11 protein-coding genes are annotated in these 12,782 nt (G+C 61.6%); 8 read left to right on the top strand and 3 right to left on the bottom strand.

What is annotated here, in order from left to right:
• Positions 1 to 4: 4 nt before the first annotated feature.
• Positions 5 to 778, top strand: a complete 774-nt coding sequence (locus P7644_RS03620) for an ATP-binding protein (protein WP_404301642.1) — start codon at positions 5 to 7, stop codon at positions 776 to 778.
• A 14-nt stretch (positions 779 to 792) separates the two neighbouring features.
• Here the strand turns inward: P7644_RS03620 and P7644_RS03625 are convergent, their stop codons facing one another.
• The 3 genes from P7644_RS03625 to P7644_RS03635 form a co-directional block, all read right to left on the bottom strand.
• The gene (locus tag P7644_RS03625; protein ID WP_404301643.1) at positions 793 to 1,134 is read right to left on the bottom strand and encodes a chaperone modulator CbpM; all 342 of its coding nucleotides are present in this window, start codon (positions 1,132 to 1,134) and stop codon (positions 793 to 795) included.
• 1 nt (position 1,135) lies between these two features.
• Entirely contained in the window at positions 1,136 to 2,131 is a 996-nt protein-coding gene (locus P7644_RS03630) for a DnaJ C-terminal domain-containing protein (protein ID WP_404303109.1), read from the bottom strand.
• A gap of 148 nt (positions 2,132 to 2,279) precedes the next feature.
• The gene (locus P7644_RS03635; RefSeq protein WP_404301644.1) at positions 2,280 to 2,771 is read right to left on the bottom strand and encodes an Lrp/AsnC family transcriptional regulator; all 492 of its coding nucleotides are present in this window, start codon (positions 2,769 to 2,771) and stop codon (positions 2,280 to 2,282) included.
• A gap of 136 nt (positions 2,772 to 2,907) precedes the next feature.
• Here P7644_RS03635 and glmS point away from each other — a divergent pair, with 136 nt between their 5' ends.
• The 7 genes from glmS to P7644_RS03670 all read left to right on the top strand — a co-directional run bounded on the left by glmS (position 2,908) and on the right by P7644_RS03670 (position 12,782).
• Positions 2,908 to 4,818, top strand: a complete 1,911-nt coding sequence (glmS, locus tag P7644_RS03640; RefSeq protein WP_404301645.1) for a glutamine--fructose-6-phosphate transaminase (isomerizing) — start codon at positions 2,908 to 2,910, stop codon at positions 4,816 to 4,818.
• Positions 4,819 to 5,194: 376 nt separating this feature from the next.
• Positions 5,195 to 6,637 carry a mannose-1-phosphate guanylyltransferase/mannose-6-phosphate isomerase gene (locus tag P7644_RS03645; protein WP_404301646.1) on the top strand — a complete coding sequence of 481 codons (1,443 nt, stop codon included), beginning with the start codon at positions 5,195 to 5,197 and terminating at the stop codon, positions 6,635 to 6,637.
• Positions 6,638 to 6,781: 144 nt separating this feature from the next.
• Positions 6,782 to 7,417 (top strand): XrtA/PEP-CTERM system exopolysaccharide export protein, encoded by a 636-nt coding sequence (locus P7644_RS03650; RefSeq protein WP_404301647.1) that lies wholly within the window; start codon positions 6,782 to 6,784, stop codon positions 7,415 to 7,417.
• Between the two features lie 49 nt (positions 7,418 to 7,466).
• Positions 7,467 to 9,029 (top strand): XrtA system polysaccharide chain length determinant, encoded by a 1,563-nt coding sequence (locus P7644_RS03655; protein ID WP_404301648.1) that lies wholly within the window; start codon positions 7,467 to 7,469, stop codon positions 9,027 to 9,029.
• Positions 9,030 to 9,038: 9 nt separating this feature from the next.
• Entirely contained in the window at positions 9,039 to 9,992 is a 954-nt protein-coding gene (locus tag P7644_RS03660) for an XrtA-associated tyrosine autokinase (RefSeq protein WP_404301649.1), read from the top strand.
• A 21-nt stretch (positions 9,993 to 10,013) separates the two neighbouring features.
• On the top strand, positions 10,014 to 11,666 hold the full coding sequence (locus P7644_RS03665; protein WP_404301650.1) for a TIGR03016 family PEP-CTERM system-associated outer membrane protein: 1,653 nt from the start codon (positions 10,014 to 10,016) through the stop codon (positions 11,664 to 11,666).
• 3 nt (positions 11,667 to 11,669) lie between these two features.
• A complete protein-coding gene (locus tag P7644_RS03670) occupies positions 11,670 to 12,782 on the top strand; it encodes an XrtA/PEP-CTERM system-associated ATPase (protein WP_404301651.1) in 1,113 nt (370 codons plus the stop codon).

The raw sequence follows: 12,782 nt of genomic DNA on the forward strand, positions 1-12,782 counted from the left end.
CGCGATGCTAAGCGAGATGCCCACGGCCGATACGCAGGACCGGCTGCAGGCCGAGCTGGATGAGGCGCGGCGCCAGATCGCTGCCATGGCCGCCGCGCACGAGGCCTTTCTGCGCGGCGTGTCGCACGACCTGCGCGCGCCGCTGCGCCATGTGACCTCCTACGGCGCCCTGGTGCGCGAGCTGCTGCAGGAGCTGCCGGGCCAGTCGCCGCAGGTGGATGAGGCGCTGGATTTCCTGGCCACCATGGAGGCCTCCGCGCGCCGCATGGGCCTGATGATTGACGGCCTGCAGGCCATCGCCCGCGCCGGCCGCGCACCGCTGCGCCTGCAGGCGCTGGACCTGGGCGCCACCGTGCAACAGGCGCGCGCCGCACTGGGGGGCGCCGGCGAGGGCGTGCAATGGCACATCGCCCCTGCCATGCCGGCCGTGCTGGCCGACGCCGAGCAGCTGGCCCAGCTGCTGGGCCAGCTGCTCTCCAACGCGCTCAAGTTCACGCGCGGCGTGGCGCTGCCGTCCATCCAGGTGCGCGCCGAGCCGGCGCCGGGAGGCCGCGTGCAGATCACCGTGCAGGACAACGGCGTGGGCTTTGACGGCACGCGTGCCCGGCAGCTGTTCGAGGTGTTCCAGCGCATGCACCGCGAGGCCGACTTCGAGGGCGTGGGTGCCGGTCTGGCCCTGTGCCAGGCGATAGCGCAGCGCCATGACGCCGCCATCAGCGCGACGGCCGCGCCCGGTGCGGGCTGCAGCATCCGGCTCGACTGGCCCGCTGCCACCTAACCGTCAGCGCAGGCTCATGGTGTGAAGGGCGGCAGGCCCAGCCGGCTTTCGAGTTGATGCAGGCGCTGGCGCAGCGCGGTCACCTCCTCGATCAGGTCGGCCGTGAGTGCGGCCAGCTCCGGGTCGGCGTCGAAGGTGGCTTCGAGCCGCGCCAGGCGCCGCGCGCGCAGCACGGTGGTGCTGGCGAACAACCAGCGGCCGCCCGCTTGTTCGCCCTGCAGCAGTCCGGCCTGAAGCCGCTCGACCACCCAGTCGGGCGCCATGCAGCATGAGCGGGCCAGGTCGTCCAGCGTGAGGGGGGTCTGTTCGTCGAGCAGCTCGGCCAGGGCGTTGTCCAGAAAGTTCGGCGAGACCATTTCAGGCTCCTTGCGTGCCGGAGGCATGGCGCGGATTGAATTGCGGGAAGGCCTGGGCCAGGGCGCGGTAGGCCTGCTGCTGCGCCGGCGTGGTGGCGGCGGGCAGGGCCACGTGCAGTTCCAGGTACAGGTCGCCGGGCGTGGCGGCGGGTATGCCGCGTTCCTTCAGGCGCAGCTTGCGGCCGGGGCGCCAGCGCGGGGGCACGGTGACCTGCACGGTGCTGCCGTCGGGTGTCTGCACTTCGATGGCGCCGCCGAGCTCGGCCTCCCAGGGCGCCAGGGTGACGGACTGGTACACGTCGCGGTCCTCGGCGCGCCAGCGCGCATCGGGCTTGAAGCGCACCTCCAGGAACAGGTCGCCGGCCGGCGCGCCGCCCAGGCCGGGGCCGCCCTGGCCGCTCAGGCGGATCAGCTGGCCGGCGCGCACGCCCTTGGGGATGGTCGCCTGCAGCTGGCGCTCTTCGTTGATCAGACGCCCGGCATGGTCCAGCCGCGCGCCGTGCAGGGTCAGGGTGCGCTGGGCGCCGTGGTAAGCGTCGCGCAGGTCCAGTTCGATGCCGGCGTGGTGGTCGCGGCCGCGCTGCTGTGCGGGCCCGGCGCCGCGCGCCTGCGCGCCGCCGCCGCGTTGGGCGCGCTGGGCATGGGCGGCGCGGCCGAAGAGCTGCTCGAAGAAGTCGCTGAATTCGGCGCTGTCCATGCCCTCGGCCCCGGGGCCGTCGCTGAACTCGAAGCCGGCGTCCCAGTTGGGTGGCGGGCGGAAGTCCTGGCCGGGGCGGTGCGGCGCCTCGCGGCCCAGAGAGTCGTAGGCGGCGCGCTTTTCGGGGTCCGACAGCACGGTGTGGGCCTCGTTCACCTCGGCCATGCGCGCGGCGGCGTCGGCCTCCTTGCTCACGTCCGGGTGGTACTTGCGCGCGAGCTTGCGGTAGGCCTTCTTGATGTCGGCGGCGCCGGCGTCGCGCGCCACGCCGAGGATTTTGTAGTAGTCCTTGAACTCCATGCGTCCTCCATGCAGGGCTTCAGCGTGCAAGAGTGGGGGCGATGGGGTCTGCGGTCAAGTGCCAGGTCCTGGCGGGAGTGCTGGCATCTTGCCGGGGGGATGGAGGTGCTGCTGTTTTCGGTCTGATTTTGATAGCTGTAATCGCTTGTCACGCATGGGTTATTGGCAGTTTTGTCTCAAATTTTGCACGCCGCGTGGCGAAGAAGGTCTTGACGTTGCGCACGTTCGCATCCTGGGTGAACAGGCGCTGCGACAGCGCCAGGTAGTCGGGCATGTCACGCGCTTGGATGACGAGCACGAAGTCCGGCCCCGGCGACACGCGCCAGCATTGCTGCACCGCGGCATCCTGCACGGCGCGGGCTTCGAACGCGGTCAGGTGCTCGGCGCCCTGGCGGTCCAGCGCGACTTCGACGATGGCCGTGAGCCCGTGGCCTTGCAGCGCCGCCAGCCTGTCGGGCTGCAGCAGGGCCACCTGGCGCTCGATCAGGCCCGAGGCCTGCAGTCTGCGCACGCGGCGCAGGCAGGTCGGGGGCGAGACATGCACGCGCTCGGCCAGGGCCTGGTTGCTCAGCGATGCATCGGTTTGCAGCAGGTCCAGCAGTTGCAGGTCTATGGCATCCGGGGTGAAATCTAGTTCCATTTCAAATGTAAATTTGAATTATTGTTACGTTGATTATCTTTGATGAAATTATTATCCAAAAATATAAAAAATTAGATTGAAAATTTCTTTTCTTGCTGCCTAGCATCATGCCCATTCATTGGCTGGAGTATTTTTTATGTGCGGCATCGTCGGCGCGGTTTCCACGCGCAACATCGTTCCCATCCTGGTGCAGGGCCTGCAGCGGCTGGAATACCGTGGCTATGACTCCTGCGGCGTGGCCGTGCACGAGGCCAGCCTGGGCCGCCAGCCCACGGGCGGCCTGAGGCGCGCGCGCAGCACGGCACGCGTGGCCGAGCTGCTGGAGCAGGTGGCCCACGATGAGCTGCAGGGCGCCACCGGCATCGCCCACACGCGCTGGGCCACGCATGGTGCGCCGGCGGTGCATAACGCGCATCCGCATTTCAGCCACGGCTGTGGCGCGGCGCCGGCAGACACGGCGCGCGCCGGCCGCGTGGCGCTGGTGCACAACGGCATCATCGAGAATCATGAGGAGCTGCGCGCGCAGCTGCAGGCGCGCGGCTATGTGTTTTCCAGCCAGACCGATACCGAGGTCATCGCCCACCTGGTGGACAGCCTGTACGACGGTGACCTGTTCCAGGCCGTGCGCGCCGCCACCACCGAGCTGCGCGGCGCGTTTGCCATTGCCGTGATCCACAAGGACGAGCCGCACCGCGTGGTGGGCGCGCGCGCCGGCTCGCCGCTGGTCTTGGGCGTGGGCGAGGGCGAGAACTTCCTGGCCAGCGACGCCATGGCCCTGGCCGGTGTCACGGACCAGATCGTGTACCTGGAGGAGGGCGACCTGGTGGACCTGCAGCTGGGCCGCTACTGGATCACCGGGCCCGATGGCCAGCCCCTGGCCGCAGGCAGCCGCCCGGTGCGCACCGTGCATGCGCACAGCGGCGCGGCCGAGCTCGGGCCTTACCGCCACTACATGCAAAAGGAAATTTTTGAGCAGCCGCGCGCCATTGCCGACACCCTGGAGGGCTTGCGGAGCATTGCCCCGGAACTGTTCGACGGCGCGGGCCAGCACGGCCAGCCGGGCACCGCGGCCTGGCGCGTGTTCAAGGAGATCGATACGGTGCTCATCCTGGCCTGCGGCACCAGCTACTACAGCGGTTGCACGGCCAAGTACTGGCTCGAAGCCATCGCCGGCATCCCCACCCAGGTGGAGGTGGCGAGCGAATACCGCTACCGCACCAGCGTGCCCAACCCGCGCACGCTGGTGGTGACCATCAGCCAGTCCGGCGAGACGGCCGACACGCTGGCCGCGCTGCGCCACGCGCAAGGCCTGGGCATGCGGCACACGCTCACCATCTGCAACGTGGCCACCAGCGCCATGGTGCGCGAGTGCCAACTGGCCTACGTCACGCGCGCGGGCGTGGAGATCGGCGTGGCCTCTACCAAGGCCTTCACCACGCAGCTGGCGGGCCTGTTCCTGCTGACGCTGACGCTGGCGCAGATCAAGGGCCGCCTCAGTGAGGAAAGCGAGGAGCAATACCTCAAGGCCATGCGCCACCTGCCAGCCGCCCTGCAGGCCGTGCTGGCACTGGAGCCGCAGGTCATCAGCTGGGCCGAGGACTTCGCGAAGAAGGAAAACGCACTCTTCCTGGGCCGCGGCATCCACTACCCGATTGCGCTCGAAGGCGCACTCAAGCTCAAGGAAATCAGCTATATCCACGCCGAGGCCTACCCCGCCGGCGAGCTCAAGCACGGCCCGCTGGCGCTGGTCACCAGCAGCATGCCCGTGGTCACCGTGGCGCCCAATGACGAGCTGCTGGAAAAGCTCAAGAGCAACATGCAGGAAGTGCGCGCGCGCGGCGGCGTGCTCTACGTGCTGGCCGACGCACGCACCAATATCGAAAGCAGCGAAGGCATGCACGTGATCCGCATGCCCGAGCACTATGGCCCGCTGTCACCGCTGCTGCACGTTGTGCCGCTGCAGTTGCTGGCCTACCACACCGCCTGCGCACGCGGCACGGATGTGGACAAGCCCAGAAACCTTGCCAAGAGTGTGACGGTCGAATGACCGTCGCACTCTTGGGGGCGCAAAGCGCCCCGCCGTAGGCGCAAGGTTTCTGGGCTTGCGGCGCAGGCTCATGTCGGCGTAGCCGACGTGAAGCTGCGCAGCAGCGGGCCGCAGCCACAAACCGCGCCGCTTACTTCGCGCAGCGAAGTTATGCGGCGGCACAAGCTCCCCAAAGCCTGGCCAAGAGCGTGACGGTCGAATGACCGGCTCCGCTCCTGGGCGGAGCCGTTTCATGCAGGGATCGTCAACCGTTTATTGCCAGGTGCATAGGATTTGCCCGGATGCGTTGAACGGGCAGATCCGTAACCCTGGAGGCTCGGCCGGGTCAAGCCAAGCTTGTTTCTGTACCGATCAATGAACGGAATACAGACGAACCATGCTAATTCAACCAGTTGTGCTGTCGGGTGGATCGGGCACGCGCCTGTGGCCGCTCTCGCGTGAAAAATATCCCAAACAATTACTCGTCTTCATGGGCCAGGACTCGCTTCTGCAGAGCACGCTGCGGCGGCTGGAAGGCATAGGCGATGCGGGCAGTGCGCCCGCGCTGGTGGTGTGCAACGATGAGTACCGCTTTGTCGTCGCAGAGCAACTGCGCCTGATTGGAAAGCAGGGGCTCATCGTGCTGGAGCCCATGGGGCGCAACACTGCGCCAGCTTTGACGCTGGCGGCACTGGCGGCACGCGCTGGTGGGGACGACCCGGTGCTGCTGGTCATGCCTGCCGATCACGTCGTGACCGAGGTCCAGGCGTTCCAGGATGGCGTGCGCCATGCCGCCCGTCTGGCCCAGGCGGGGGCCATTGTCACTTTTGGCATTACCCCGGATCGGCCTGAGACCGGCTATGGCTACATACAGGCCGGCGCTGCCGTGGATGAAGGCGGAGCCTGTGCCATTGCCCGGTTTGTTGAAAAGCCCGACCGCGCCACTGCCGAGGGCTATCTGCAGGAGGGCAACTATCTATGGAACAGCGGTTTGTTTGTGTTGCGGGCCTCGGTGTGGCTCAAGGCGCTGCAGCTGTCCCGTCCCGACATTCTGTCCGCATGTCAGACGGCATGGGACAAGGGGGTGGCTGATCTGTCGTTTCAGCGTGTTGATGCCGAGGCGTTTGCCGCATGTCCCAGTGACTCCATCGACTACGCTGTGATGGAGCGCCTGGCGGGTGCGCAAGCGGTGGCAGGCTTGCCGCAGGGGGTGGTGCTCCCGCTGTCTGCAGGGTGGTCCGATGTGGGGGCCTGGGACGCCCTGTGGCAAATTTTGCCCAAGGATGAGGCTGGCAATGTGACCCAGGGGCGGGTCTTGATGCAGGGTTGCAGCGATACCCTGGCATTGTCCTGCGGGCGCTTGCTGGCATGTGTCGGCGTGCAGGGCCTGGTCGTGGTAGAGACGGCGGACGCGGTGCTCGTCGTCGATCAGCATCACACCCAGGAGGTCAAGAAAATCGTCGACCGCCTGAAGCGTGACGGCTGCTCCGAGGGACTGCTGCACCGCAAGGTGTATCGCCCCTGGGGCTGGTACGACGGTGTGGATGCCGGTGAACGGTTCCAGGTGAAGCGCATCATGGTCAAGCCAGGGGGCAAGCTATCGCTGCAAATGCACCACCACCGGGCAGAGCATTGGGTGGTGGTGCGCGGCACGGCCCGCGTAACCAAGGGCGATGAGGTTTTTTTGCTGACAGAGAATCAGTCAACCTATATACCTTTGGGTGTCACACACCGGCTGGAGAACCCAGGTCATGTGGACCTGGAGATGATTGAGGTGCAGTCCGGTGCCTACCTGGGGGAGGACGATATCGTGCGCCTGGGGGATATGTATGGGCGTTGATCTGTGCCGGGTATCACGCCCAAAAGATTCAGCATTTCAGCGCACGCCGAGTCCCCTCTAACCAGTATTTACGCACCACAGCCATTCACGTATGCTGGAATGCACTTGATTGGATTTGCTCTTAATTTGTATAGGAGTTGCGCCATGCATGAATATGTTTCGAGGCTCTTGGGCTTGGGGGCTCGCATCGCGGCAATGGTGGGTGCTGCGGTAGTCGTCGTTGGTTGTGCGAGCACAGGCAATTACCCTGTGGCGCCTGCCAAAGCGGCCACGCCCGATTACAACTACATCGTGGGGCCTGGAGATACGCTCAACATCATCGTCTGGCGCAATCCTGACCTGTCACAGGTGGTGCCCGTGCGCCCAGACGGCCAGGTATCAACCCCCTTGATCGATGGCCTGCTTGCCCAAGGCAAGACTTCCTCGCAGATAGCAAGGGATGTGGAAAAGGAATTGTCGAAGTATGTGCGCGATCCGGTGGTGACCGTGATCGTGACGAACTTCGTCGGTCCCTACAGCGAGCAGATCCGCGTGGTCGGCGAGGCGGCAAAGCCCCAGTTCTTGCCTTATAAGCAAAAAATGACGGTGCTGGACGTGATGATTGCAGTCGGGGGCTTGACCGACTTTGCGGATGGCAACAGCGCCACGCTGGTGCGCTCGGCAGAGGGCAGCAAACGCTACAAGGTCCGCTTGGACGATCTCATCAAGCGTGGCGACATTGGCGCCAACGTGGAGGTGCTCCCCGGCGATATTCTCATCATTCCTCAAGGGTGGTTCTGACCGGATTTGCAGGTTCTTAAGCGTTTAGTGCGCTTATCTGGGAGGAGTGATGGATGAGCTTTTAGGTCAGATCACTACTATCTTGCGTGGCATGTGGATCTATCGCCGGGCAGGCATGCTGACTGCTTGGCTGGTGGGCGCGATAGGGGCGGTGGTCGTGCTTTTGATGCCCGACTATTACCAGGCATCGGCCCGGGTATTTGTAGATACCCAGTCCATTCTGCGGCCGCTCATGACAGGTATCGCCGTGCAGCCCAATATTGAGCAGCAGGTGTCCATGCTCAGCCGCACGCTGATCAATCGACCTACGGTGGAGCGGTTGGTGCGTATTGCCGATCTCGATTTAGGCTCACACTCCAAGGCTTCGACAGATGCCGTGGTCGATACCGTAACCAAGTCCATCAATATCCAGTCCACGGGGCGTGACAACCTCTACACCCTGTCTTACCGCGACAAGAACTCGGAAAAGGCGCAGCGTGTGGTGCAGGCGTTGCTGACCATTTTCGTCGAATCCAGCCTGGGGGCTACGCGTCAGGATTCGGATAGCGCGCGCCGCTTCCTGGATGAGCAGATCAAGACCTACGAGGCCAAGTTGTCAGAAGCAGAGGGCAAGCTCAAGGCCTTCAAGCTGCGCAACATCGAGATGCAGTCGCAAAGTGGCCTGGACTCTGCCGGGCGGGCGGCAGAAGTCGACAATCTGCTGAGCCAGGCCAGGCTCGATCTGCGCGAAGCAGAAAGTGCACGTGCTGCGGCAGCCCGTCAATTGGAAGCGCTGCGCATGGAAACATCACAGCCACAAGACGCGGGACTGCCGGATGTGCAAACTCCTGAACTGGATGCGCGTATCTATGCGCAAAAGCGCAATCTCGACATGCTGCTGCAGCGCTATACCGATGTGCATCCTGATGTTGTCAGGGTACGGGCCTTGATTGCGGATCTGGAGACGCAAAAGCACCGTGAAATCGAGGAGTTGCGCCGCAAGGCTCAGCGGACAGGCTCCGCACCTGTGCAGCAAGCCAATCCAGCGATTATGGAGATGAGCCGCGTTTATTCTGCGGCTGAAGTGCAGGTGGCGTCGCTGCGCGCGCGCGTGGTTGAATTTGAGGGCCGTGCACGCCGTATGCATGAGCAGCTCAAGGTTGCGCCGCAACTGGAAGCGGAGCTGGCGCAACTCAATCGGGATTACCAAGTCAACCAGAAGAACTATGCCGATCTGGTGGCTCGCCGTGAGTCGGCACTGATGTCGGGGAAATTGGAAAACACCTCCAACGTCGCAGAGTTCCGGGTCATCGACCCGCCGCGCGTAGCACCCAAGCCCGTTTCGCCTAACCGCTTGCTGTTGGTGCCGGTGTCACTACTGGCCGCCATAGCAGCGGGTTTTGGCATGGCATTTGTGATGAGCCAGGTCAGGCCAGTGTTCTTCGATGGCACTACCTTGCGCCAGGTGACCCAGTTGCCGTTGTTGGGTGTGGTGGGGCTGATCCCCAGCGATGAACAACTTCGACGCGAATCGCGCAGCTTGAAGCGTTTCATCATGGCCTGCATTGCCTTCTTGTTGCTCTACGCGGGCAGCATGGCTGCGCTGTCTTTTCATACTCGCGTTCTGGGGTGATAAGCAATCATGACCAGCTCTATTGAAAAAGCGGCCCAGCGGCTGGAGCAACTGCGCAAGGCCGGAGCGGTATTGCCTGGCGACAAGGTGCAGTCGGCTGGGACAAATGCATCCGAAACGGTGCAGCCTTCAGGGTATGTGGCGCTGCCTGCAGCAGTGTCCCCCGATGCTCTAACCGAAACACACCTGAAGGCAGGCCAGAAAACCGTGCAAATCGACTTGACTGCACTAGGCGCAAGTGGGTTTGTGACTCCCAATGCGCCACGCTCGGCCATGACAGATCAGTATCGTGTGATCAAGCGGCCGTTGCTGGACAACGCCACGGGCAAGGGATCTTCTTTGGTGGCGAATGGCAACTTAATTATGGTCACCAGCGCCTTGCCCGGTGAGGGTAAGAGCTTCACAGCCATTAACCTGGCAATGAGCATGGCAATGGAGCTGGATCACACAGTGATGCTCGTAGATGCTGACGTGACCCGCCCTTCGGTCATGGCCAAACTGGGCTTGCCACCGGCAGCGGGGCTATTGGATGTGTTGCGGGACGAAAAGATCAAGCTGCAGGATGTGCTTTTGCGCACCAATATTGAAAAGCTCACCCTGCTGCCCGCAGGGCTGCCCCATGAGCGCGCTACAGAATTGCTTGCCAGTGATGCCATGACTGCCTTGCTCAATGAGATGAGCAGGCGCTATGGCGACCGAATCATCATCTTTGACTCTCCGCCACTGCTGCTCACCACGGAGGCGCGCGTGTTGGCCAATCACATGGGGCAGGTTGTGGTTGTGGTGCAAGCGGAGAAAACACTCCAATCTGAAGTCGAACATGCGCTCTCCACCATTGAGTCTTGCCCGATCAAGCTCATGATACTCAACCAGGTACGTAACCGTGGTTTGGGCGCTTATGGCTATGGCTATGGCTACGGACGAATGGCAGGAGAGCATAGGCCAGTCACTGCCGCAGTATGAAATAGAAGAGAGGGCGCATGTATGCATCTGTCGCACCATCGAATGGCAAATGTTTCTGTTATTGGTTGCGTTGTATGGGTGCTGGCCGCCATGCCCGCTTTGCTGCCTGGATTTGCTGCGGCGCAGGTTCCTGGCCGTATCGGCGTGCAGCTGCCTAGCTCTGCGCCAGGTCAGTTGCCAGGCATAACTGCCGAGCCAATGCCCGGAGCTGTTGTCGCGCGGCAGAATCTGGCACTGGATCAACCGCATCAATCCGGCATATGGCTGGAGCCGAAAATCACCATACAGCACACGGTCACCAACAATGTGCGGCTCGACGCCACGCAGCTGAGTGATCAGGTGACAGAGGTGATCCCAGGATTCCGCTTGGTCAGCGATACGGCGCGTATCCAGGGTTTCGTTGATTATTCTTTACGGACGGCACACTATGCGCGAGGCACGGTTTCCGATCAGGTGTGGCACAACCTGAATGCCCGAGGAACCGTGGAGGCAGTTGAGAAGCTGTTTTTTGTGGATGTAGATGGCATTGTTGCTCTGCAGCCCATATCTGCTTTTGGTGCGCCTGGCGATGCTTCTCCGGCTAATCCGAACATGGCTCAAACTTCCGTATTTCGTATTTCCCCCTATCTGAGAGGGAGTCTGAGTGGTGGGGCGGATTATGAAGTGCGCTATGGTGTGCAGGATGTCCGTTCCGATGCTGTCAATCGAACCAATGTGACAGTGCAGGACTGGTTGCTGCATTTGGGGAGGCAGCCAATGGGTCAGGTTTGGACCTGGGGATTGGACGCTACACAGCAAAATTTGGATTATTCCAATGGCCGGAATATAGATACGACAGCCTTACGCGCGCGTGTGGGTTATTTTCCAGTCTCGCAGTTATTTTTGACAGGGATAGTCGGTGTCGAATTGACTAATCACCTGACTCCTGTGCGAGAGTCGCATAACATAGTCGGATTTGGCATTGATTGGCGGCCATCGGAGCGCACGCGGCTGTTTTTTGAGCGTGAAAGCCGTTATTTTGGCGAATCGCATAATGCTATATTTGAATATAAAACACCCCGTACTGTTTGGCGCTATACCGATAAAAAAGCTGTCGTGACTGGCCTGGGGGGCGCGTCGTCATCAATGGGCTCGCTGTTTGATCTGCTTGATGGTTTCTATGCGCGAACCGAGCCCAATGCAATTCGACGCACGCAACTTGTCCGCTCAGAAATTGAGCGCATGGGTTTGCCTGCGAGTATGCAAGTATTTCAGGATTTTTTGACCTCTTCAAGCACGTTGCAAAGGCTGCAACAAATGTCTCTGGCATTGTTAGGTCAACGCAGCACCTTGGCACTGGCGTATACACGTACGGATACCCGGCTGCTCGATGGCGCGCTCCAATTGGGGGATGATTTTGATACCAATCAACGGATTCTTCAGCGTGGCTGGAGCCTGGTGCTTGGCCATCGCCTCACACAGAATTCGTCCATCAATGCAAGCCTGGGCCAGACGCGCAGTGTGGGTACCGTGCCTGGATTGGAAACCAAGGTGCGTCCATTAATATTTGGCTGGAATACTCGCGTGGCGCCACGCACAAATATCGGCATTCAGCTGCGCCGTGTATTGTCCGATGGGAGCGCAGGTCGATACGGCGAGTCGGCCATCATGGGATTCATCACACATCGGTTCTGAGCCATGTATGAAGCGTTTTATGGGTTAAGCACCAAACCCTTTCAACTCAACCCGGATCCTGGCTTCTACTTCAGTAGTAAGCAGCATCAACGCGCACGTGCATACCTTGAATATGGTGTCATGTGCTGTGAAGGCTTCATTGTGATCACGGGGGAGGTGGGGGCTGGCAAAACCACGATCGTGCGTGGTCTGCTCGATAGCCTGGATTCGGACAGAGTGGTCGCCGCGCATCTGGTCAGCACGCAGTTGGGCGCTGAGGATACTCTGCGCCTGGTGGGTGCAGCGTTTGGTGTCCACGTCCACGGGCTTCCCAAGGGCGATCTTCTGCTGGCGTTAGAGGCGTTCTTCGTGACCCAGACACTGCAGGGAAAACGTTGCCTTCTTGTCGTCGATGAAGCACAGAACCTGCAGCCGCAGGCGGTGGAAGAGCTGCGCATGTTGTCCAACTTCCAGAATGGTCAGGAGGCGTTGCTGCAGACTTTTCTTGTTGGTCAGCCCGAATTCCGTGAAATTCTGCAAAGTCCCGACATGCTGCAATTACGACAGCGCGTGATTGCTACTTGCCACCTGGGGCCACTCGACGCGGAGGAAACGCACGAGTACATCCTGCATCGGTTGAAGTGCGCGGGAGCTGGTGAAAAGCCAACATTCGACGCGGAAATATTCGGTGGCATATATCGTTTCACAGGAGGAATTCCACGACGTATCAATACCCTGATGGATAGAGTTCTTCTGCAGAGTTTTCTAGCGGACAGGACACACATTGACCTTGAATTGGTCAATGAAGTCATCCACGAGATTCAATCTGAGATGCAGGTGACTTCCAAGAGTTTTCCCTCGTGGGAAACGTCGCTGAGAGCGGCAGTGCGTGAATCCGCGCACGAGGAGGTGGGGCAGGAAGGGGAGGGGATAGGGTTGTTGAATCTAGATGCCGATTTGGCAGATGGCATCTCGAGCCACTTGGCACATATGACTGTAGAGCAGCTGCGTGCGCATTTGCTGCGTATTGAGCGTAGCGTTCTGCGTCAGGAGCGTGTGAGTCTGGAGATTTTAATGAACCTGCAAAAACTGGTGGCTGCGAATCGGCGGCCGCATTCGGATAGCGCGGCGTTATAG

Source organism: Alicycliphilus denitrificans, from assembly GCF_044792555.1.
In the GTDB taxonomy this organism is placed as follows: domain Bacteria; phylum Pseudomonadota; class Gammaproteobacteria; order Burkholderiales; family Burkholderiaceae_C; genus Alicycliphilus; species Alicycliphilus denitrificans_A.